This is a genomic window from Blastococcus saxobsidens, assembly GCF_002938435.1.
GTDB lineage: Bacteria > Actinomycetota > Actinomycetes > Mycobacteriales > Geodermatophilaceae > Blastococcus > Blastococcus saxobsidens.
Window position 1 is genome coordinate 70,481 of record NZ_POQT01000015.1, and the last position, 21,575, is coordinate 92,055.

The 21,575-nt window shown below is 69.1% G+C and carries 20 protein-coding genes and 2 pseudogenes; 12 read left to right on the forward strand and 10 right to left on the reverse strand.

Features of this window, described 5'->3' with window-relative positions; all coding sequences use genetic code 11:
• Positions 1–3: 3 nt before the first annotated feature.
• The 7 genes from C5507_RS11155 to C5507_RS22275 all read left to right on the forward strand — a co-directional run bounded on the left by C5507_RS11155 (position 4) and on the right by C5507_RS22275 (position 7,333).
• On the forward strand, positions 4–1,353 hold the full coding sequence (locus C5507_RS11155; RefSeq protein ID WP_104528596.1) for an MmgE/PrpD family protein: 1,350 nt from the start codon (positions 4–6) through the stop codon (positions 1,351–1,353).
• A 111-nt stretch (positions 1,354–1,464) separates the two neighbouring features.
• Positions 1,465–2,892: an aldehyde dehydrogenase family protein gene (locus C5507_RS11160; RefSeq protein WP_207225656.1), complete on the forward strand. Its 1,428-nt coding sequence runs from the start codon at positions 1,465–1,467 to the stop codon at positions 2,890–2,892.
• 26 nt (positions 2,893–2,918) lie between these two features.
• Positions 2,919–3,839: an alpha/beta hydrolase gene (locus C5507_RS11165; protein WP_104528597.1), complete on the forward strand. Its 921-nt coding sequence runs from the start codon at positions 2,919–2,921 to the stop codon at positions 3,837–3,839.
• 24 nt (positions 3,840–3,863) lie between these two features.
• Positions 3,864–4,844: an LLM class flavin-dependent oxidoreductase gene (locus C5507_RS11170; RefSeq protein WP_104528598.1), complete on the forward strand. Its 981-nt coding sequence runs from the start codon at positions 3,864–3,866 to the stop codon at positions 4,842–4,844.
• A 47-nt stretch (positions 4,845–4,891) separates the two neighbouring features.
• Positions 4,892–5,569, forward strand: a complete 678-nt coding sequence (locus C5507_RS11175; protein WP_242611354.1) for a GntR family transcriptional regulator — start codon at positions 4,892–4,894, stop codon at positions 5,567–5,569.
• Positions 5,566–6,234 carry an NADPH-dependent F420 reductase gene (gene npdG / locus C5507_RS11180; protein WP_104528600.1) on the forward strand — a complete coding sequence of 223 codons (669 nt, stop codon included), beginning with the start codon at positions 5,566–5,568 and terminating at the stop codon, positions 6,232–6,234. The genes C5507_RS11175 and npdG overlap by 4 nt, the downstream gene beginning before the upstream one ends.
• A 91-nt stretch (positions 6,235–6,325) precedes the next feature.
• Positions 6,326–7,333 (forward strand): cupin domain-containing protein, encoded by a 1,008-nt coding sequence (locus C5507_RS22275; RefSeq protein ID WP_207225657.1) that lies wholly within the window; start codon positions 6,326–6,328, stop codon positions 7,331–7,333.
• Between the two features lie 83 nt (positions 7,334–7,416).
• On the opposite strand, the gene C5507_RS11190 is transcribed toward C5507_RS22275, so the two are convergent.
• The 8 genes from C5507_RS11190 to C5507_RS11220 form a co-directional block, all read right to left on the reverse strand.
• Positions 7,417–7,626, reverse strand: coding sequence for a hypothetical protein (locus tag C5507_RS11190; protein WP_104528601.1), 210 nt, complete (start codon positions 7,624–7,626; stop codon positions 7,417–7,419).
• Positions 7,627–7,794: 168 nt separating this feature from the next.
• Complete coding sequence (locus tag C5507_RS11195; RefSeq protein ID WP_104528602.1) at positions 7,795–9,090, reverse strand: M20/M25/M40 family metallo-hydrolase; 1,296 nt, start codon at positions 9,088–9,090, stop codon at positions 7,795–7,797.
• Between the two features lie 47 nt (positions 9,091–9,137).
• On the reverse strand, positions 9,138–10,358 hold the full coding sequence (locus C5507_RS11200; RefSeq protein ID WP_158657575.1) for an MFS transporter: 1,221 nt from the start codon (positions 10,356–10,358) through the stop codon (positions 9,138–9,140).
• Positions 10,355–11,320 (reverse strand): 4,5-dihydroxyphthalate decarboxylase, encoded by a 966-nt coding sequence (locus C5507_RS22280; RefSeq protein ID WP_158657576.1) that lies wholly within the window; start codon positions 11,318–11,320, stop codon positions 10,355–10,357. Before C5507_RS22280 ends, C5507_RS11200 begins: the two co-directional genes overlap by 4 nt.
• Before the next feature lie 112 nt (positions 11,321–11,432).
• Entirely contained in the window at positions 11,433–11,933 is a 501-nt protein-coding gene (locus C5507_RS11205) for a tripartite tricarboxylate transporter TctB family protein (RefSeq protein ID WP_104528604.1), read from the reverse strand.
• Positions 11,934–12,001: 68 nt separating this feature from the next.
• Positions 12,002–13,603 (reverse strand): tripartite tricarboxylate transporter permease, encoded by a 1,602-nt coding sequence (locus C5507_RS11210; protein ID WP_104528605.1) that lies wholly within the window; start codon positions 13,601–13,603, stop codon positions 12,002–12,004.
• The gene (locus C5507_RS11215) at positions 13,600–14,487 is read right to left on the reverse strand and encodes an alpha/beta fold hydrolase (protein WP_104528606.1); all 888 of its coding nucleotides are present in this window, start codon (positions 14,485–14,487) and stop codon (positions 13,600–13,602) included. Before C5507_RS11215 ends, C5507_RS11210 begins: the two co-directional genes overlap by 4 nt.
• A 113-nt stretch (positions 14,488–14,600) precedes the next feature.
• Positions 14,601–15,692, reverse strand: coding sequence for a tripartite tricarboxylate transporter substrate-binding protein (locus C5507_RS11220; RefSeq protein ID WP_104528607.1), 1,092 nt, complete (start codon positions 15,690–15,692; stop codon positions 14,601–14,603).
• A 266-nt stretch (positions 15,693–15,958) separates the two neighbouring features.
• Between C5507_RS11220 and C5507_RS11225 the strand changes: the two genes are divergently transcribed.
• The 4 genes and pseudogenes from C5507_RS11225 to C5507_RS23135 all read left to right on the forward strand — a co-directional run.
• Positions 15,959–16,789 carry an aspartate dehydrogenase gene (locus tag C5507_RS11225; RefSeq protein WP_104528608.1) on the forward strand — a complete coding sequence of 277 codons (831 nt, stop codon included), beginning with the start codon at positions 15,959–15,961 and terminating at the stop codon, positions 16,787–16,789.
• Positions 16,790–16,810: 21 nt separating this feature from the next.
• Positions 16,811–17,596, forward strand: a complete 786-nt coding sequence (locus tag C5507_RS11230; RefSeq protein ID WP_104528609.1) for an SDR family oxidoreductase — start codon at positions 16,811–16,813, stop codon at positions 17,594–17,596.
• Positions 17,589–18,275, forward strand: coding sequence for an RraA family protein (locus C5507_RS11235; RefSeq protein WP_207225658.1), 687 nt, complete (start codon positions 17,589–17,591; stop codon positions 18,273–18,275). Before C5507_RS11230 ends, C5507_RS11235 begins: the two co-directional genes overlap by 8 nt.
• Positions 18,276–18,277: 2 nt before the next feature.
• A pseudogene (locus C5507_RS23135) lies at positions 18,278–18,740 on the forward strand (transposase); the annotation flags it as partial.
• 37 nt (positions 18,741–18,777) lie between these two features.
• Here C5507_RS23135 and C5507_RS23140 read toward each other — a convergent pair.
• A pseudogene (locus C5507_RS23140) lies at positions 18,778–18,940 on the reverse strand (transposase); the annotation flags it as partial.
• A gap of 191 nt (positions 18,941–19,131) precedes the next feature.
• A complete protein-coding gene (locus C5507_RS11250) occupies positions 19,132–19,923 on the reverse strand; it encodes a DUF1932 domain-containing protein (protein ID WP_242610950.1) in 792 nt (263 codons plus the stop codon).
• 1,411 nt (positions 19,924–21,334) lie between these two features.
• Between C5507_RS11250 and C5507_RS11255 the strand changes: the two genes are divergently transcribed.
• Positions 21,335–21,575: hypothetical protein (locus tag C5507_RS11255; RefSeq protein ID WP_158657577.1), on the forward strand; the 241-nt coding region annotated here is incomplete at its 3' end.

Here is a 21,575-nt window from a genome sequence, read left to right on the forward strand (position 1 = left end):
GACATGGTGCTACGACGTTTCGCCGAGTTCGCGGTCGCTGAGCGCGATCGCGGGCTCGGTCCTGAGGTGCAGCAGGCGGCCAACCGGGCGGTCGTGGACTGGTTCGCGGCCACCGTGGCCGGATCGGTGATGGATGCCGCCCGCATCATGCGCGGGACGCTGCTGGAGGGCGACGGTGCCGAGGGACCCGCCCGACTCGTTCCGGGCGGGGAGCGGACGAGCGCCCGGACGGCGGCCCTGATCAACGCCACGGCGTCGCACATCGCGGAGATGGACGACATCTTCCGCGAGGGCATCTACCACCCCGGCTCGCCCACCGTGGGCGCCGTCCTGGCAGCCGCCGAGCTGACCGGGGCAAGCGGTGCGGACCTGCTCCGCGCGGTGGCCGTCGGGTACGAGATCGGGGACCGGATCGCTGCGGCGATGCAGCCGGCGCACTACTCGTTCTGGCACACCACCGGCACGGTCGGCACGATCGGGGCGGCTGCGGGCGTAGCCGAGCTTCTGCGGCTGGACACCGAGCAGTTCGCGCACGCCCTGGCCACCGCCACCACCATGGCGGCCGGTCTGCAGCAGGCATTCCGCTCCGACGCGATGAGCAAGCCGTTGCACGCCGGGCACGCCGCGGAGCAGGGCGTGCTCGCGGCGCTGCTCGCGGCGAGGGGCTTCACCGGCGCGCTCGACGTCCTCGACGGCGAGGCCGGCTTCGGTGCAGCGATGGGGAAGAGCCCGGACTGGAACGCCGCTATCGCCGACCTGGGGTCCCCGTGGGGGATCACGCAACCCACGGTGAAGAACCACTCGTGCTGCGGGCACACCTTCGCCGCTGTCGACGCCGCCCTGGAGCTGCGCAACCAGGGGGTCGCCACCGACGACGTCCAGGAGATCCGGGTCGCGACCTACACGATGGCGACCAAGGTCGCGGGCAACCCGGACCCGAAGACGGCGTTCGAGGCGAAGTTCAGCACGGCGTACTGCGTCGCGGCCGCGCTGGAGCTGGGCTCGGTGCGGCTGCGCGCCTTCGAGGACGATCGGCTGTCCGACCCCCGCCTGCGGAACCTGGTCGAGCGCACCACCGTGGTGGCAGATCCTGAGTACGACGCCGCCTTCCCAGGCAAACGAGCTGCGCGCGTCACCGTGGTGGACCGCAGCGGGGTGGAGCACGAGTACGAGCGCGACACGCGCAAGGGCGACCCGGACGACCCGCTGACCGATGCCGAGCTGCGCGAGAAGTTCGACGACCTGACCGTGCCGGTCCTCGGGGAGACGGGATCGGCGGAACTCGGCGAGGCGTTGTGGGGGCTGCCGGAGCTGGGCGACGTACGCGACCTCGCCGGACTGGGCCGGCGATGACCGCACGAATCGGCCTGGTCGGCGCCCTGCAGAGGTCCGGCGACCTCGGCGTCGCGGCGGACATGGACGACGACGGCGTACTGCACGCCGTGGCGAAGGCGAGGAGCTGACGTGGTGAAGAAGGCGCGACTATTCTACGGCGGCACCTGGGCCGACGGCGAATCGACCACCGAGATGCGGGACAAGTACTCGGGGCAGCCGGTCGCCGAGGTGCACCAGGCGAGCACGGCGCAGGTCACCGAGGCGCTCGAGGGCGTCGCCCGCGGCCAGGAGAGGCACCTGCTGACGCCGTACGAGCGGTACGAGGTGCTGTACCGGACCGCCGGGATCCTGCAGAGCAGGTACGACGAGTTCGTCGAGACCGTCATCCTCGACGCCGGCTTCACCCTCGCCGACGCGCGGCGCGAGGCGGACCGCGCCGTGCAGACGCTGGTGATCTCGGGCGAGGAGGCCAAGCGGATCCACGGCGAGGTCGTGCCGTGGGGCGCCGCCCCCGGCGCCTCCCAGGATCGTTACGCGTTCACCGTGCGCCGCCCGCTGGGCGTCGTCTGCGCGATCACGCCGTTCAACTCTCCGCTGAACACCCTGGTGCACAAGGTCGCCCCGGCGCTGGCCGCCGGAAACAGCGTCATCGTCAAGCCGGCGACCTACACCCCGCTCAGCGCCGGGCTGCTGGTGGAGGCTCTGCTGGAGGCCGGTCTGCCGGAGGACCTCGTCGCCGTCGTCACCGGTGGCGGCGGGACGGTGGGTCAGGCCTTGCTCGAGAGCCCCGTGCCGGCGTTCTACGCCTTCACCGGCAGCACCGAGGTCGGCGAGCACATCCAGCGGACGGTGGGCCTGCGCAAGACCCAGCTCGAGATGGGCAGCCTCTCGAGCACCCTGGTGTGCGACGACGCCGACATCGCGAAGGCGGCCCGGCTCAGCGTCTATGCCGGGTTCCGGAAGGCCGGCCAGGTCTGCACCTCCGTGCAGCGGCTCTACGTCCAGACGGGGGTGCTGCCCGAGTTCGTGCAGGCCCTGCAGGACGTGCTCGCCACGCAGACGGCCGGCGACCCCCGTGACGAGAAGACGCTCGTCGGCCCCGTGATCAGCGAGAAGGACGCCGACCGGATCGAGTCCTGGATCACCCGGGCCGTCGACAGCGGTGCATCGGTGCTCGCCGGTGGGAAGCGGCAGCAGCAGGTCATCGAACCCACGGTGCTCAGCGACGTCACGCTGGACATGGACGTCCTGTGCAAGGAGATCTTCGGGCCGGTGCTCTCCATCCGGCCGTTCAGCGACCTCGACGAGGCGATCACCGAGATCAACGACACGCCGTACGGTCTGTCGGCCGGTATCTTCACCGCCGACATCGGGCGGGCGCTGTCTGCGACGGAGAAGCTGCGCATGGGCTCGGTCCACGTGAACGAGACGTCGAGCAACCGCGTCGACCTGATGCCCTACGGGGGAGTCAAGCGCAGCGGGATGGGGATCGAGGGCCCCAAGTACGCCATCGAGGAGATGACCGAACACCGACTCATCACGCTGGCGCGGCCGTGAGCCCCCGGCAGACGAAGGGCTGAGGAATGCGCACCGAGAAGGTCGAGTACTTCAGCGGTCCCGACAGGGTCCGCGCGCTGTGGCGGACGCCCGACGTGGTCGACGGCCCGACGCCGGCGATCATCCAGGGTCCCGGCTGGCTGGGGCTCAAGGACGCCCAGGCCTACGACCGGTACCACCAGGGCTTCACCGACGCCGGCTTCGCCGTCCTCTCGATCGACTACCGGGGTTTCGGTGAGTCGGAGGGCAGCGACCGCGGCATCGTCAACCCGACGCACCAGCTCGAGGACCTCGTCAACGGGGTCACCTACCTGACGACCCGGGACGACGTGGGGGCGATCGGTGCGTACGCGACCGGCGGGACCGGTGGCGGGAACGTCGTCCTGCTGGCTGCCACCGACCCGCGGGTGCGGGCTGTGATCAGCCAGATGCCGGTGGCCGACGGGCGCGACTGGCTGCACCGGATGCGCACCGAGTTCGAGTGGGTGGAGTACCAGGCCCTGCTGGAGCAGGACCGGCGCGAACGCGTGCTGACCGGCAAGAGCCGCCTCGTGCACCCGCGCAACGAGGTGATGGTCGAGACGCTCGAGCGCAAGCAGTCGAACTTCAAGAAGGACGTCGATGTCAAGATCCGCATGGAAGTGCCGCTGTCGATGGTCGACCCGCTGCTGCACTACCGCCCGGGACAGGCGGCGATCGGGTTGATCACGCCGCTCATGGTGGTCGCCGTCGAGAACGACGCCACCACTCCCACGGACCATGCCGTCGCCATCTACGAGGCGGCGGCCGGACCGAAGTCGCTGGTCCTCCAGCGCAACACCAGCCACTACGCCGCCTACGCCAAGTACGCCGACGTGGTCATCCCGCAGATGGTTGCGTGGTTCCGTGAACACCTGCACGCCCCGGGCGACGTCGTGGTCCGGTCGGACAAGCCGTCTCGGTCGTAAACCGAACAGTCGAAGGAGAACCCTGTGCGTTTCGGATTGTTGCTGCCCCACTTCGGGGAGCACGCAGATGCCGCCAAGATCATCCGCGGGTCCCAGTTGGCGGAGTCGCTCGGCTTCGATTCGGTCTGGGTGCGCGACCATCTGCTCTTCGAGCCGCACGGCGAGTTCGAGAGCCCGAATGCGACCTTCTACGACGCCTTGACCGTGCTCACGGCGGTCGGGGCAGCGACCGAGCGCCTGCAGCTGGGCACCGGTGCACTCATCCCGTTCCGGCACCCGCTGCACACGGCCCTGATCACCACGACGATGACCCAGTTCTTCGGTCCCCGCGTCATTCTCGGAATGGGCGCCGGAAACTTCGACCACGAGTTCGACGCAATCGGACTGTCCGGAATTCCGCGGCCCGAGCTGGTGCAGACCAACATGGAGATCATGCGGCGGATCTGGACCGAGAATGGTGTGTCATGGAACGATTCGCCATTCGACTTCGAGGACGCGACGATCGAGCCGAAGCCCGTCGGAGGGCCGCCGCCCCTCTGGTACTGCGGTGCCACCCCGAAGTCGGCGCGCATCGCCGCGACGTCGGCCGACGGCTGGCTGCCGGGCCGGATCGCGCTCGAGACCCTCAAGGCGCGCGTGCAGACGCTGACGGACACGTCCACTGAAAACGGCCGGTCGCGGCCGACGGTGGGCATCATCCCGACCACGTCGATCGCCGACACGCGTGAGGAGGCCATCTCCCGGGTCAACGTGCCGGGACTGCTCACGTGGGCCAACAACTCACGCTTCTGGGTCAAGCCGGAGTCGGGAAGCTTCCAGACCGTGGAAGATCTGCAGGGCGTGCTCATCCACGGAACGGCGAAGGACGTCATCGAGCAGTGCCGCACGCTCCAGGATGTGGGCGTGGACCACCTGGTCTTCGACTTCCGGTTGAACTTCCCGATCTGGGAAGATCAGATCCGCCGGATCGGGGAGGAAGTTCTTCCTGCTCTGCGCGCAGACTGAGGGCATAGGCCGTGGCGCGCCCGCGCCGGAGAGAATCGGTGATAACGATGTCGGGACCGGCATTGTCAGACGGCAAGGCGTACCGGGTCGCGGGGCGGAAGGCGGCGCCCTACGAGAAGGTGTATCAAGCGATCATGACCGGTGAGCTCGCGCCCGGTCAGCCCCTCATCGAGACGGCGCTGGCGGAATGGTGCGAGGTCAGCCGGACGCCGATCCGCGAGGCGCTGACCCGCCTGGAGCAGGATGGACTCGTCGTCCGAGGCGATCGGGGCCTGATGGTCCGGGAACGGAGTCCGGAGGAGATCCTCGATCTGTACGAGACCCGCATCGTCCTGGAGGCGATGGCCTCGCGTGTCGCGGCCGTGCGCAGGTCGTACATGGACCTCATCACGTTGCGCCGCATCGCCCAGCGACTGGAAACGATGGACGTCAGCGACGAGCACGCCATGGCGGCCGGCAATCGCGAGTTCCACCAGGCGATCTGGCGAGCCAGCCACAACGACTCGTTGAGCGACCTTCTCCAGCGACTGGACATGCACCTGGCTCGCTACCCGTCCACCACGCTGTCGCAGCCGGGGCGGTGGGCCGAGGCGAACGGCGAGCACCAGGAGATCATCACCGCCATCGAGGCGCAGGACGCCGACCGGGCGCACGACCTGACGGCAGCGCACTTCGCGAAGGCTCGGGAGCTGCGGCTGGCACTGTGGGCGAAGGGGCAGGAATGAGCATCATCGCAGTACTGGGAGGCACCGGAGCGCAGGGCAAGGGGCTCGCGTTGCAGTTCGCCAAGGCAGGCCACGAGGTCGTCCTCGGCTCGCGCTCGGCCGAGCGTGCGGCCGAGGTGGCACAGGCGATCAACGAGCGGGTCGACGCAGCTCCGGAGGTCACCGGGCAGGCCAACGCCGATGCGTGCCGCGGTGCGGAGGTCGTCGTCCTCGCCGTCCCCTACGACGGGCACGCCGAACTCGTCGACGGTCTCCGGTCCGAACTGGCGGGCAAGGTCGTGGTCAGCCCGGTGAACCCGCTCGGCTTCGATGGCAATGGGCCCTTCGGTCTCGCGGTGCCCGACGGCAGCGCGGCAGAGGAGGCCGCTCGCATCGTCCCCGACGCCCGCGTCGTGGGTGCGTTCCACCACGTCTCGGCCACGAGCTTGTGGAAGGACGACGGACTGGAGCACGAGGACGTCCTCGTCTGCGGCGACGACGCCGATGCCAAGGCGCAGGTGCTCCAGCTGGCCGCTGCCCTGACTGGTCATGCCGGTGTAGATGCCGGCCCGCTGCGCATGGCGCGTCAGCTCGAACCGCTGACCGCTGTGCTGATCAACATCAACAAGCGGTACAAGATCCGGTCCGGTCTGGCGGTCACCGGGCTGGAGCGCGAGCGGCATTGACCCGCTGCATCCCTCCGCGTACCGTTGCATACAGTCTTTCTCCCACGATATGAACCGGCGGTCTCGTTATCGCCGCGAGAAGAGGTTGACGGTGGCCCAGCGTCTCTACCTGCAAGAGGTCGGAAGCACGAAGTACAAGCTCACGGCTCTGCTCGACCAGCGCCGCACCCTGCCCCGCACGTGGAGCGGGCACACTGACTACGACGACTTCAGCGAGGGCTATTACGCGTCCGATCCGTCGAAGGAGTCCTTTACCGAGTGGGTGATCAGCCCCGAGGAGGAGCCGCTCCGGACGCAAAGCCTGCAGGTGCACTACAAGCGCCTGTCGCCGGGTGGATCGAACACCGGCCACGGTCACCAGAACGAGGCGGCCTTCTACATCATCTCCGGCAACGGCTACGAGATCCATGACGGCAAGCGTTACGACTGGCAGGCCGGCGACTTCTGCTTCGTGCACTCCGACTCGGTGCACCGGCATTTCAACGCAGACCCCGATGAGCCGGCTGTCGCGCTGGTCATGAAGGCGAAGAGCACGTGGATGGCCATGGGGCTCTACCAGCAGGGCGGCATCGAGCCGTGGACCTCCAAGGTGGAGGGCTACGGGCCGCGCGAGGACTGGAGCCAGCTGTGGACACCGGGATCGAACGAGATGAGCAAGGTCGTCCGCTCGCCCGAGCTGGAATACCAGCTGACCGCCGACGGCTTCGTCAAGACGATCTGCTCCCCGCGTACTCCCGATGTCCGTAGCTGGGGGCTGGACCTCGACATGCTCCGCATCCCGCCGGGCAGCAAGACCGCGCTGCACTGGCACATGGCCGACGAGTACCTGTACGTGCTGCAAGGCACCGGCCGCTCCCGTCAGTGGGACGTCGCGATGGAGCTCGACGACAAGTACTACGCCCACGTCGCGGAGGAGCCTGTCGTCGCAGACTTCACCACCGACAACCACATCTACGTGCCGCCGAACACGCAGCACGTCTTCGAGAACACCGGTGACGAGGACGTCGTCCTCATCTCGGCGCAGAACCGCCTCTTCAAGCACATGGGTTACGACAAGACCGTGGTGCTCGAGGCCGCTCCGGAGTACCAGGGCGACTGAGTCGGAACGCGCGACGGCCCCTGTCCGGAGGACAGGGGCCGTCGCGCATCGTGGCCGCTCCGAAAGCGGGCGAGGGAGCGTTCTCACCTGCCCATCCGCGCCGACAAGCGGTTGAGAACAGCGCGTCGCGCTGCGCGGGTGTGCGCCTGCTCGTAGGCGGTCGCGGCATCGAACGCCGAGCGCGCGGCGTCGGACTGCTGGGTCATGTACCGAGCCAGGCGGTCGCCGGCGGATGAGGCGCGGCTGCCCCTGGGCGAAGTCGGCAGAAGGCGTTCCAGGCTGAGCGCGGTCATGCGGGGCAACTCCTTGCGCTGGCAGGTCGAGCGTGTCTTGCGCTCGTGCTAGACAGTTCCGAAACGGCACACTCTCTTTCGACCTTGAGTGTGACCATGGGCATGCGGGCGTTGCCCCAGCCGCGAAAGTTGCGGCGGTGCAACGCCCGTCAGGTCACGCCCGTCAGGTCACGCGTCGTCCAGGGCGGCACCGGCGCAGACCTGGAGCATCGTGAGAGCGTAGATCTTGGCGGCGTCGAGAAGTTCGGACATGGCCAGCCCACCGGTGCCCTGCACCGACGCTTTTCCGCGTCCGGGGCCGAAGGTGAGGGCCGGGACGCCCATCCGGTTGTAGACGTTGGTGTCCCGCCACATCGACACGACGGCGGTCTCGGCCGTCGTCGGCATCGGCTCTCCGCGGACGACGCGGTGCGCCGCGTCGAGGGCGTCGAGGACGGGCGTCAGTGCGCCGGCATCGGCGGTGTGTCCGCTCTTCTCCATGAACACCTCCACGTCGGCCGCGATCCCGGTCTCGGCGATGGCGCCGCGAAGGGAATCGACGAGTGCCTCGGTGTCCTCGCCGGGAACGGTGCGGATGTCGACGTAGACCGCCGCGTACGGTGCGGAACGGTTGGGCCGCCACGGGAGGCCGCCTCTGACCGCGCCGACCTGAGCCTTGGGTTCCATGGTGCCGCAGGCGGTCTCGTGCGTCCGCTCCTTCTGCACCCGGATGCCCCACTCCTCGATGGCGTCGATGACGACGGCCAGCTTCACGATGGCGTTCGGGTGCTCCGGCAGCGAATCCCCGCGGACGAGCCGGGGCGTGTACATGTTCCGACCACGGACGGTGACTTTGGCGTAGATGGCTCCCGTCTGTACCCAGCAGGGGGCGAAGTCGGTCGTCTCGGAGATGATCGCGTAGTCGGGCCGGTAGCCGTGCTGGATCAGGTGCTCCGTGCCCGTGCCCTTGCCGACGTAGGAGAGCCCTTCGTACTCGTCGACCGGCGCGGCTCCGGTCTCACCGAGTACGGCTTTGACGACCACGTCGCCACGTAGCGTCACGCCGGAGTCGTGAATTGCGGCAGCGGCGATCATCTGTGCAGCCATGCATGCCCGGTCGTTCTGCGCCACGTGCCCGTAGACGACGCCGTCCTCGATGCGGGCGCCCACCTTGTTCGGGTCGGGGATCGCCATCAGCCGGTCGTACTCGGGACCGGAGGCCTCCGTGTCAAGGTGCGCGTTGAAGACCAGGGACGGCCCGGTGCCGTCGCCGGGCAGGCGCGCTACGCAGCTGGCGCGGTCCTCGGTGAGCGGCACCAAGCGTGCCGGCATGCGCCGCTCGGCGAACCAGTCGTGCACCTGCTGTGCGGTCGCTGCTTCGTACCCGAAGGGCCCGAAGGTGTTGCCCAGGCGCAGCGTGAGGGCACTGAGCTCCTCCCGCAGCGACTCGACCCGCCGGAGCACGTCGGTGACTACCTCGTTCATGGCTGCTCTCCTTCTTCGGTGCTGCTTTGCAATGGCTGGGGGACGGATCAGCGGTAGGGGCGGAGCCGGAGCGACATCCAGAGGGTCATGCCGGCCAGCAGGACCCCCGAGACGGGGAATGCGAGTCCCAGCCCGAACGCCGCCGCGAGGCCGCCGAAGACGAGCGGTTGCGCCACCTGGCCGGAGCGGTTGGCCACCATCCGGAGACCGACGGCGAGGCCGCGGTCGCGGGCGTCGGAGTGCTCCGCCAGCAGGCTGACGGTGATCGGCGGGTTAGCCCCCAGGCCGACTCCGATGAGCGCCGCGCCGGCGGTGAGGACGACGACGTTCGTGGTCAGTGGAATGCTGGCGGCGCCGATGATCGCCAGCCAGGTGCTGTAGATGAGCACGCGCAGCGTGCCGAACCGGCGCTCGACCAGCGGCAGGATGGTCCGGACCGCCAGCGAGGAGATGCCGATGACGGACAGCAGCAGGCCGATCTGGGTGATCGTCACGCCGGCCCGCTCCAGGTAGACCGGATAGAACGAGATCCGCATCGAGAGCACGAACAGGTTGATGAAGCTGGAGATGAGGACGCTGACGAGAATCGGATTCTCGAACGCTCGCGCCAGCGCGGCGCGGATGCCGGCATCCTCTGGAGCGGCGTCACCGTCCGTGGCTCCAGGGGGCCTGACCGAGGGGGCCGCGGCGGCGGCCAGCCCGCCCACGAGCGTGACGACGCCCATGATCAGGCACAGGCCGGTGAAGTCGAGCCGGTCGTAGAGGACTGCGCCCACCGAGGGGCCGGCCGCCAGGCCGATGCCCCACGTGAGCGAGAACAGGGCCATCTGGTTACGCCGCACCCGACCCTCACCGGTGCTGCTGATCATGGACTGGAGCACCAGCCACACCCACATGGCGAAGAGTCCGTTGACGATCATCCCGAGCGACAGCAGCAGCACCGATCGGAACAGGGGGAGCGCCGCCGTCGTCACGGCGAGGCCGAGCATCGCGCCGACCAGGAGCCCCCGCTGGGACAACCGGTCGAGCAGCCGGCCGCTGGGAATGGCGAGCAGGAGCCCGACGACCGCGTAGGCGGCGACGGCCAGGCCGATGACGAAGTCGGAGGCGCCGAGCCTTTCGAGCCGGATGGGCAGGAAGGGGCGGATTCCCTGGCTGGTGACCCAGTACAGCAGGGTGACCAGGGAGAGGAACGCCCAGCGGGAGCTGAGAGCATGCCAGGCGGGGAAACGGCTGTCCTCCGGGGGAGGAGGAGGACCGCCCGTCACCGCGCAGCGGCATACGTCGGTGGACGGTCCCGGGTCGACGGCCAGAAGAGGTCGGCCGGCTCGATGGCCCGGTCGACCAGTCCCTGTTCGTAGCTGTAGCGCATCGCCGTCCGCAACTCGGGGAGGTTCTCCTCGAGCCCGTAGCGCCACGGGTCGGCACCGATGATCCCGCCCTGCTCGTCCAGCGCCTGCTCACCCCAGGCCAGCGGCAACCACCGCGGGTTGGCGGTGAGCCGCAACGCCGCGCGTTTCGCCTCCTCGAAGGCCGTGACGAGTTCGTTGGCGAGCCATGGGTGCTGCGCGACGAGCTCCCTGCGGACGGCGACGAGGTGCATGATCGGGAAGAGCCCGGTGCGCCGGGCGTAAGCCCGTTCCGCCGCGGCCGCATCGGGGAAGATCGGCTGGATGTCGGCTCCGTGGATGCGCTCGGGATAGATGACCGCCTGCAGTTCACCGTCGAGCAGCATCGTCCGCAGGTTCCCACCGTCGGGCATCCGTTCGATGGAGTAGCCGGACGGGGGAGCTCCCGCGCTCTCCAGGTGCTCGGTCACCCAGCGAACGCCCCGGAGGTCCACGCCGTGCTCGTCCTGGAGGATGCCTCGCATCCAGAGACCGGCGGTCGTCCCCCAGGTGCGCAACCCGATGGCCGCTCCTGTGAGTTCCTCGGGGGAGTGGACCGCCGACCGTGCAGAGATGAACACGTAGCCGTGCCGGAAGCGGCGGTGCGGAAACACCGGGATGGCCGCCCACTTGTCGGGCTCGCGCGCGAACACCTTCGAGTAGCCGGCGAGGGAGAGCTCGCAGACGTCGAACTCCTGGTGTCTCAGCATCCGCCAGTGGCGCTCGGGGGAAGGCATGGCGAAAGGGCGCAGGCGTACGCCACGCGGCGCGACGGTGCCGTTCAGCAGCCCCTCCGTGATCGCGTAGCGGCCGACGGCGAGCGTCAGATCGAGATCATTCACGTCGGGTCGCTGACTTCAGGCCGGTGCACGGTGGTGCCCTTCGTCTCAGGGGTCGCAGGGGCCGAGGCGAGCTGGAGCAGGGTGGGCCAGCGCCAGGTCTGCCGCGGAAGGATCAGCTGAGCAGGACGCCGCCGGGGAGGAGGATGTCCAGCAGTTCCTGGGCGGCGAAGAGCGTCCCACCGAGCACCAGCGCGTAGCCCACCGCGACGATCCAGCTGGTGCGGGCCTCGAACAGCAGGTAGAGCACCGTAAAGGCCAGGACCGAGGGGATTGCGCCGACCAGGAAGAACGCAACGAAGAATCCGCCGGCCCACGCCAGCACGCGCAACCAGTCGACTCGCGACGCGGTCTCGAAGACGTACTCGAGGGCTTCGTCGGCCTCGTCGTCCTCGTCGGTGAGTTCGACGCCGGCCAGCGCGTGGCCGGTGGTCGCAGCCGGGGCCCGCGGCGGCCGGAGCGCCAGGACCATCTTGACCAGGGCAAGGGTCATCCCGACCCCCGAGACGATCATCGGGAAGATCTTCGCGTCAAAAGGCCACTGCTGAGCGCCGATGAAGGCGGCCGCGAAGATGACCAGCAGCACACCGGCCATGAGGAAGTCCGCACTGACCATCCGGCTGAGCAGTCCATGTCCGCGTGCGGCCGTTCCGCCGTCGGTGGGCGATGGCTGCTGATGAACGGTCATCGCTTGCCGCTCTTCTCTGACGTCGTCGTCGGGGTCTCTGCGGGGGAAGACGGGTTAACGGTGGACGCCCCGGGGGAGTCGGGCCCCGCGGTGGGGGAGTCGGGCCCCGCGGCCCGTGCCCGCCGGCGCGCGCGTGCGTTCTTGATGAACGGGCGGACGATGGCGGCGGCGCTGATGAGGAACAGCACGATCACGATCGGGTCCGCCAGCCAGTCCCAGCCGGTCAGGGAATAGGAGAGGAACAGGTACCGCTCGGCGATCGCGCCCAGGATCACGGCCAACAGGAAGGGCACCCGTGGCCAGTCGAACCGGATGGCGAGCACCCCGACCGCGGACGCGGCGAGCATCACGAACACGTCGAAGTAGGAGTTGCTCGATGTGTAGGCGCCGATCGCGAGCAGCACGAGGAGGAACGGCACCAGCAGTGTGCCGCGGATGTACGTGAGCTTCGCGAGCGGCTTGAGCACCAGGAAGGCGACGCCGACGGCGATCGCGTTGGCGATGACCATCACCCAGACCATCGACATGGTCACCGGGAGCTGGGTGGTGAGCATCTCCGGTCCGGGGGTGAGGCCGGCGACGAGGAACGCGCCCAGCAGGACGGCCGTGCCGACGCTGCCCGGGATGCCGAAGGCGATCGTCGGGATGAGGGACCCGCTGTCCTTCGCGTTGTTGTTGGCGCCGGCTGCGATGACGCCCTCGACGTTGCCCTTGCCGAAGGTCTCCGGGGACTTCGACGCGCTCTGGGCCTGCCCGTAGGCGATGAATTGGGAGACCGAACCGCCCATGCCGGGGACGACACCGAGGCCCACGCCGATCGCGCTGGACCGGACCCAGACCCACGAATGACGGAGGGTGTCCTTCACGCCGTCGAGCACGCCGGTCACCTGGGTGTCGCCGCTGGTCGGCACCTGCGCCACGCTCTTCTTGCTGAGCATGAGCTGGAGGACCTCGGCGCCGCCGAAGAGCCCCACGACGAGGGGCACCAGGCCGATGCCGTCCCAGAGGTCCAGTTGACCGAACGTGTACCGGGGAATGCCGGTCGCGGAGTCGATGCCGATCATGCCGACCACGAAGCCGAGGGCCGCCATCAGGAAGCCACGCAGGAGGTTCTTGCCGGCCAGCGCGATGATGAAGGTCAGGCCGACCAGGGTCAGCGCGAAGAACGAGGGTGGGCCGAGCGACAGGATGATCGGCCGGATGATCGGGATCGATGCCGCGAGCACGATCGCCCCGAAGACCGCGCCGAAGAAGGAGCTGCTCAGCACCGCGCCGAGCGCACGCCCCGCCTGTCCCTTGCGACTCATGGGGTAGCCGTCGAGCATCGCCGCGGCGGATGTCGACTCCCCGGGAATGCCGAAGAGCACGGAGGTGATGTCACCCGTCGTCGACGTGACCACCCACATGCCCAGGAGGAACGCGAAGACCTGGGCCGGTTCCATGTCGAACGTGAACGGGATCATCAGAGCGAGGGTGACCGCGCCACCGAGCCCGGGAAGCACACCGACGGCGAAGCCGATGGCCACGCCGAGCAGCATGAGGGCGAACGTCGCAGGCTCAAGGAGCAGTTCCAGGCCCGACCACAGGGCGTCGATCACTGCTCGATTCCTCCTGCACGGCCCGTCGTCGGCGAAGTCGAACGGAAGGGGCCGGAACCCTCGAGCTGGCGGGTCCAGGACACCAGTGCGTCGACCACCACCTCGGGAGCCTGCCAGAACATGCCGTGCGAGAGCCCCGGCAGCAAGTTCAGGGTCGCGCCGGGGATGTGGGCGTGCAGGAACCTGGACTGGTCGACGTGGGACCCGGTCGGGCCCCGGCGCAGGTCCTTGTCGCCGATCAGCACCAGGCTGGGCACGCCGATGTCGCCCAGGAGGCCGCTGGTGTCGTGGTTCTGGCGCGCCGAGACGTGGCGGAGATAGCTCTCCACGGTCGGTCGGTGCTCCCAGAAGGCGTCGACGAGCCAGCGGACGCGGTCGGGATGTTCTGCGGCGTACTCGGGGGTGAAGAACGTGGCCTCGATGTGCGTCTCCATGTAGCCGCGGTAGCCCCGCTCGATCATGGCGGTCATCGCCCCGATCGGGAGCCCCGCGGGCTGGTCCGGGTTGCCGCTGCCGCCCGAGCCGGAGGCAGCGAGCACGAGGGACCGGACGAGTTCCGGCGCGTCGAGGGCCATCCACTGGCCCACCCGACCACCCATCGAGTGCCCGACGACGTGTGCCGGCCCCAGGTCGAGGGTCCTGAGCAGCGCGCAGGCGTCCGCCGCGAACGACCGCGTCGTGAACGGCTCGTCACCGCCCGGGGTGCCGCCGGTACCGCGATGGTCGAACGTGATCACCGTGTGGTGCCCGGCGAGTTCGTCGATGAAGTCCGGTAGGTGCCAGGTAGACCCGGGGTAGCCGGTTCCGGCCACCAATAACAGCGGGGAACCCTCTCCCCGGAGCGAGTAGGTCAGCTCGGAACTGCCGGTGACGCTGGAATTCATGCGGAGTGAATCTTTTCTGGGAGTAGGCGGAGCGGATGGGCCGGACCGGCCGTGCAGCGGCGAGGGCGGCTGTGCCTGCAGAGGGCTGCAGGCACAGCCGCCCGGGTTCGCCGTTAGAGGCCGTAGGCATCCTTGAGGAACTCGATATAGATGTCCGGCGGCGAGGCGGACTGCTCAGCCAGCTCCGCGGTCTCCTCTCCGGTCATGTAGCTGATCGGACGCTCCTGCTCCTCGGCGGCTGCCTGCAGCTCCTCGCCCTCGAAGACGCACTTCATGGCACCGCGCAGGTCGGCGGTGGCCTCCTCGTCCATTCCGGGCGGACCGATGAGCGGGCGGCCGATCTCCGACAGTGCCAGGTGCGCCTCGAACAGCTCCTGCTTCTCGTCGCTGAGTTCGTAGTCACCGACCGCCGCCATGTCGGGCAGCGCCTCGACGGGCTCCGGCTCGACCGCTAGCAGGCCGATGGCGTCACCGGACTCGATCTGCTTGAGCCGGCTGTCGATGTTGCCCGGGAACAGCTGGATGTCGCCGGCCAGCAGGCCGAGTTCGGCCTCGCTGGCCGAGTCGTAGCCGGCGATGACCTCGCCGCCGAGGTCGAACAGCTCGTTGACGAGGGCCCCGTTGATGTAGGCCTCCGATCCGAGACCCGTGGACCCGATCTTCGGGGAGTCATCCGCAGCGATGACGTCGTCCCAGTTCTCGTACGGACCGTCGGCTGCGCCCGTGACGATGTAGGGCTCCCGGGCCACCCGGCCGATGTAGGTGAGATCACCCACCGGGAAGCTGGCGCCCTGCACCCCGGCGAGGACGGAACTGATGTTCCCGGTCGCGTTCATGATCATGACATGGGTGCCGTCCTTCTCACCCGCGATCATGCTGTTGACGGCGCTGAGGCCGCCGGCGCCGGGCTGGTTCTCCACGACGACCTCGGCACCCAGCTCGTCGGCGAGGAAGGGCCCGATCATGCGGGCGTAGGCGTCGTAGCCGCCCCCGGGGTCGGTGCCGACAACGAGGCGGACGGTCTCGCCGCTCAGGACGCTCTCGCCGCTGCCGCACTCGAAGTCTGCGGCACTTCCGCCGCCGTTACCTCCGCCGGAGGATTGGTTGTCGGACCCTGCGTCGTCGCCACCACAGGCGGCGAGCAGGAGGGACAGCGCCGCAGTGGCCGTGATGGCTTTGGCGCGATCGAGCGTTTGCTTCGGCATGAAGCCTCCGAGACTCTGGCCGCTGAACGCGGTGTACAGATGGATACCGGCGGACCATATGAGCTCGATCACATGTGGTCAAGCCGTATGGAGCGCCGTGACTAAGCAGCAACATTTGTCGCTCGGAGGGACCGAACGGAGCCGGAAGTGGCCCTGGACACACATGTCTGCAACTCTCGGCGTCCAGCGGGTTCGTCGTTCGCCCCGACGGCAGGCCTCGAATCGACGAACTGGCCGGACGACGTCGGGGCCGAGGAGAGGGCGCAGTGACTCCCAGCTGGACGACTGCCGCGGGCCGGACGCGTGTCGGGATCGTGGGCCTCGGACCCGTGGGGCGGGCCGTCGCCCGCGCCGTGGACGGGTCGCTGGACGGCTATCTCCTCACGGCGCTGTCTGCGCGCCGCCCGGCGCCGGCGCAGGAGTTCGCGGACTCCCTGCCGTCCAGACCCGCCGTCCTCCGGGCGCAGGAGGTCGCCGACGCGTGCGACCTCGTCATCGAGTGCGCGCCGGCGGCGATCTTCGACCAGATCGCGCAGCCGGTCGTGGAGCAGGGCAAGACGCTGGTGGTACTCAGCGCCGGGGCGCTGTTGAACTCCTGGCATCTCGTGGACACGGCGCGCACGACGGGCGCGACGATCCTGGTGCCCACCGGGGCACTGCTCGGGCTGGATGCCGTGCAGGCCGCCGCGGAAGGGGTTGTCCACAGCGTCCGGATGACCACCCGTAAACCACTGCGTGGCCTACTGGACGCGCCGTACCTCCAGGATCGGCGGCACCTCCTCGGCGGGGCCACCGAGCCGGTCCGGGTGTTCAGCGGGACCGCGCGCGAGGCGGCTTCCGGCTTCCCGGCGAACCTGAACGTCGCGGTGGCCCTCGCGCTGGCGGGTGTCGGTCCCGATCGCACGGAGCTGGAGATTTGGGCTGATCCGGACCTCGATCGCAACACCCATCAGATCACCGTGGAAGCCGACTCGGCCTCGTTCTCCATGTCCATCGCCAACGTTCCGTCGGAGAACGTGAAGACGGGCCTGATCACCGCGCTGAGTGTCGTGGTGTTGCTGCGCAAGCGGACGAGCGCACTGCAGATCGGCACCTGAGGGCACGAAAAGAGGATCGGCATGTATCTAGGCATCGACGGGCGCGTGGCACTGGTCATGGGCGCCGGAGGCGGGCTGGGTGCAGCGATCAGCGCGTCCCTGGCCCGGGAGGGGGCCCGGGTCGCGGGTGGCGGCCGCGACCAGGAAGCCCTCGAGCGGACGGGGGCGGCGATCCGGTCGCAGGGCGCCGGCTTCCTGGCCGTCTCCGCCGACCTGGCGCAACCGGCCACGCTCGATGCCGCCCTCGCCACGGTGGAGAGCGCACTCGGCCCCGTCGAGATCCTGATCAACAACACCGGTGGGCCGCCGCCCGGCCCGGTGGTGGGGGTGGCGGCAGAGCAGTGGCGCCGGCACTTCGACGCCATGGTCGCGTCGGTCTTCCATCTCACCGATGCCGTGCTGCCGGGGATGCGCCGCCGGGGCTGGGGGCGCGTCATCACCAGCACGTCATCGGGCGTGGTGGCACCCATCCCGAATCTCGGGATCTCGAACACCCTGCGCTCGGCGCTCGTCGCGTGGTCCAAGACGCTCGCGGGGGAGGTGGGTCGTGACGGCGTCACGAGCAACATCGTCCTGCCTGGCCGGATCGCCACCAGCCGGGTAGTCGCCCTCGACCACGCGCGCAGCGAGCGCGAGGGGCGGCCGGTCGAGGACGTGACGGCCCAGAGCATCGCCACCATCCCGATCGGCCGTTACGGCTCGCCGGAGGAGTACGGCGACGCCGTCGCGTTCCTCGCCAGCGAGCGCGCGTCCTACATCACTGGCTCGGTGATCCGGGTCGACGGAGGAATGATCCCCAGTGTCTGACCGACCAGTCCCCGGCGGCGACGACCGCGCCTCCGTGCGCCGTCGCTTCCTCGCCGTCGACGCGTCCAACGTCGCCGACGTGCTCGACGCCCGCGGGCTGCCCGACCAAGGCCTCGCAGCGGACTTCCGGCCCGAGTCGGGAGACAGGATCGCAGGCTGGGCCTACACCATCCGGGGGCAGATGACCCCCTACGAGGGCACCGGCGACCCGGAGAAGATGCGGGCCTGCGCGGGCGTGGGCCTCGACGAGCTCACCGTGTGGAGCGGCGACGGCGACGGCGTCTGCTACTTCGGCGAGCTCATCGCGCTCGGGATGATGGAGCGCGGCTGCGTGGGCGCGCTCGTGGACGGTGGCGTGCGTGACACCCGCTGGCTGGCGGAGCACGGCTTCCCGGTGTTCGCCCGCTATCGCACCCCCGTGCAGTCGATCGGCCGGTGGCGGGTGACGGGCTGGCAGGAGCCGGTGTACGTCGCTGGGGCGACGTCGCGCCGGGTCGCAGTCCGGCCCGGTGACTTCGTCCTCGGTGACCACGACGGCTGCATCGTCGTCCCCGCCGAACACGTGGTCGAAGTCCTGGCGGAGGCCGAGAGACTCACCGGGATCGAGGCGCAGGTGCGGACCGCCCTCGCCGAGGGGGTCTCGCTCGAGGAGTGTCTGCAGCGATTCGGTCATGTCTGAGCGGCAGCACCCTGTACCTGGCGACGGTAATCGACTGCTTCTCCCGCCGGCTGGTGAGCTGGTCGATCGCCGACCACATGCGCACCGAGCTCGTCGCCGACGCGCTGCTTGCCGCGGCCGCGACCCCGCGGCAGTCTGGCCGGGGCGGTCTTCCACGGCGACCACGGCGCACAGCACACCTCTCGGGCCTGCGCCGCCCTCTGCGAGCGGCTGGGGGTGATCCAGTAGATGGGCGCGGTCGGCTCGAGTGCGGACAACGCGCTGGCGGAGTCGTTCAACGCCACGCTCAAGCGCGAGACGCTGGCCGGCGCCACTGGCTGGAACACGCCGGCCGAGGCCCGCCGGGCGGTGTTCGCCTGGGCGACCCGCTACAACACCCGCCGCCGACACTCCGCCTGCGGCCAGGCCAGCCCGAACGACTACGAGGCCCGGAGAGCTCCGGCTACGCTGCCGAGCGCGGCGTAGGCACCCCACGCGTGTCCAAGATCAAGGGTCAAGGCCCCAGGTCGATCTCGGCGACGGTGAGCCAGGAGCTGTGCTTGGGGGTGTCGTGGATCTCCAGGCGCTGCGCCAGGGCTAAGGCCTTCGCGGGGGGCGAACGCCTGGTAGAGGGAGCCGATGGTGTGGGTGTTGAGGTTCTCCATCACCAGCACCACGGTCTCCGCGTCGGCCGACGGAGGAGCGGCGGACTGATCCGATCTCGGTCGCACCCGAGTCCTTCGGGACGTTTGCAGGTGGCTAACCGCTCCAGGCCCTCTCGGCGGCCGAGTGGCCGGCCGACCAGGATTCCCGTTCCGACCGGCGCGGAAGGCCGTCGAGATCGATCATCAGGAGATGTCCTACGTACGGCCTGAGGTCAGCCAGCAAGGATTTCGGAGCCGACTGCCGTCGCGTCACGCAGCTCGACCAGGAGGTCGCGGGCGGCCGGAGCGACTCGGGCCGGGACGCCAAGTTCCTGGAGCTGCTCGGTGGCAGCCGCCATCTCGTCGGCCCGTCGCCGAGCGTGGGTCCGCGTGCCCTCGACCAGCCGGTCGATCGTGTGCGTGTCGAAGCCAGCCAATTCCGCGGAGATGTTCTCGTGAAGCCACTCGGCACAGCCTGCCGCTTCAGCACCCCTGAGTGCTTCGACGACAGCGGCGGCCAGCCCCTTGTAGAAGACGCTCCGGAGCAGCTTGCGCGAGATGGCGCTGCCTACGGGACCTGCCTGAATCTCGACGTGGGCGCCGTAGCCGGACATGAGGTCCGCGTACCGGGCGGCCGCCTCGCCGGACACGAGCATCGGCGTACGGAGGCCCTTGCCCGGCACTGTCGCCATCAGTGCCACGTCGACGACCAAGACGCCGAGTTTCTCGGTGCGCTCAGCCAGAGCGACCTTCATGCCGGGACTGGCGGTGTTGAGGTCAGCCCAGAGCGTGCCCGGGCGCAAGGCGGCCGTCGCGTTCTCCAGCGCCGTCATCGCATCGTGTGAACTGTTGAGGCTGAGCACGAGGCCGGCATCAATCACAGCCTCTGCCTCGCTGCTACGGGGACCCACTCCTTCGACCTGGATCCCCTTCGGGTCGTAGCCACATACGTCGGCACCCGCCGTCGCCAAGTCGTACGCAATCTCCGACCCGGCCTCGCCGAGTCCTAGGACCGCGATGCGCATGCTCAACCCACTCCCTTGGATCAGCGGTATACCGGCGTCATGATGAGCGACACAGCTCTGGTTTGCCGTGCGTCCCAGGCTAGCTGCAGTGCCTCAGAAGGTCGTTGATCGGGTGCGGCTGATCGGGGGATGTCTGCTGGGGGCGAGGGGTGGGCCCGGTGATTCCGCCCTGAACGGCGGGCAGACCGAGCAGGGGACCGCAGGATCGTCGTACCGTCTGGCTCGCTCGTGGGCTTGTGCTGTTGACCTTCATCCATCCCATCGTCAGCATCGAGCGCCACGGCTTCTCAGCCCGAGGCCGGACACTCGCCGGGGCGTTGCCAGGCCGGCGGGGTCTCGGTCTAGCGTGCAGTCGCACGGAGTGCGACGCGTCCGGTGCACAAATCGACGTCGAGAATTCCGCGTTTCTCCGCGTTCGCGATCAATCGCAGCGTGAATCGCTGTCCGCGTAAGACATGCACTGTCGTGACGGGGCGGCGTTGGAGGAAGTCGACGAGCTCCTGCTGGGATCGCGGTCGGGAGCGCTGGACGAATGAAGTGCGCGACGTTGTGCCGTCGTTTCCATGGGCGTGATCCACAGGGCAGAACCCGTGTCGACGACACGGGACGACATCGCCCTGGCGCGGCACCAGATTCCGCGTCTCGTAGCTGAGGGCGGTTCCGCAACAGAGGATCGCGGTGTACATCTGTCAGTCCAGCTTCCAGCATGGTGCACCGAACCGTCGACGGTGAGTTCCAGTGGGCCCCGTTCGGGTCGCAGCCCTTCGCGAGACCGCGGCGGCGTCACCTTCGTGGCCACGGCAGATCCCTTCGACGCAACCTCGGGTGCTGTCGCAGCCAGACCGACGGGCCCGGATGAGTTGCCGGTCGAGCCTGGGGCGCGAAGTGGGCGTGGCTCGCGCGGAGTCGGCGAGTCGGAAGTCGACGACCCGGCCTAGTTGGTGTGCCGCCGGTGGTGCGGGACAGCTTTCCCATCCCTGTGGAGATTGGCGGAGCGCCCTCGAACGCACCTGATGCTTCACCGGTAGCAGGGCTTCCGAGAAGGCTGCCTCAGCCCTGGAGGCCAGGCTGTGAACAGCCTGCTGGACGGCGCTTTCTTCGCGGAGGCCGGTGCGGTGGGGATCGGCGGCCCGATGGCATGGCGCGTCGTAGGCAGCAAGGTGCGTAGGGGAAGCAAGCCCGTTGATGAGGATGATTGCTGGCCACCCCCTTCAGCCGGTGCCGTCAGTGCAGTGGCAGGCTTGATCTCGGTCTTGCGGGCGCGGTCTTTGACGCGCCATGATGCCGCCCATAGGATACAACGGCATCCGCTTGTACACCGGCATGTGTGCTCATCTCCGGTGTGCATGCACGTGGGCGTCCTCGCAGTCGCCTGCGTACGTCCTGAGTCGCCTCTAGTGATTCGGATTCCATGAGTCCCCTTGTCGCCCCGTCCGAGTCCGCCGTCCGCCGTGCGCTGGTGCGCGCCGAGCGGGGGGTGAGCCTCGACGCGGTCGAGGCCGAGACCCTGCTGCACGCCCGCGGACTGGGCGAGGGCGAGCCCTTGGACCGGCTGCTCACCGCTGCCGGCCGGGTGCGCGACGCGGGCCTCGCCTCGGCCGGCCGGCCGGGTGTGGTGACCTACAGCCGCAAGGTGTTCATCCCGCTCACCC